The sequence below is a fragment of the Pseudomonas sp. 32_A genome, assembly GCF_017490905.1.
GTDB classification, from domain to species: Bacteria; Pseudomonadota; Gammaproteobacteria; order Pseudomonadales; family Pseudomonadaceae; genus Aquipseudomonas; species Aquipseudomonas inefficax.
In genome coordinates this window covers 1-577 of the sequence record NZ_JAFGYI010000138.1, presented here as the reverse complement: position 1 = coordinate 577, position 577 = coordinate 1, and the positions used below count along the sequence as shown (strand labels likewise).

The 577-nt window shown below is 40.0% G+C and carries 1 pseudogene; it reads right to left on the bottom strand.

The annotated features are described in order from the left end of the window. A pseudogene (locus tag J5M58_RS25960) lies at positions 1 to 271 on the bottom strand (hypothetical protein); the annotation flags it as partial. Positions 272 to 577: the final 306 nt, after the last annotated feature.

The following is a 577-nucleotide window of genomic DNA, read 5'->3' as shown; positions in this document are numbered from 1 at the left end:
CACTTGCGCCATTTTTGGTGAGATCTTGAGGGATGCCATTAAAATAATCGACCAAACCAAACATTTTGCTCCAGCCACCAAGCCCGTGAGCAAGTACGATAGGGTATTTGGTTTTTGCATAATCTGAGGTGGCGGTGAGGGAGGGGACTGCGACACAGCCAGTGGCATTGGCACAGTTGTAATAGCTTGACGCATAAGAAGATGCAGAAAATGCGATGGAAGAAAAAAGCAATCCTTTGGCGGCACGGCGCATAAAGCGATGATTTGACATATACTGATCCTTGTAAAGTCATAATGAAGTTTCGCTGTCCTATGGATTAATTTAACCTAAATCAAGAATTTGTGAATCAAATAAAATGACTGGTCAGTATATTTTTTGGCAAAGTCAGTTGATGCAGTAGCTATGTAGGGTTTGGGTAAGGTTAAATATCAAGTGATGTATTGGCACAATTGGCGTGCCATCTACAAAAGCAGACACAAATTATCATTGATTTTTTGCTATGATTTGCTAAGGTAACGGCTGATTTTTCGTTTTTGCTGTTTATTGATTTTTTGCCCCTCATTACAAGAGAATAAC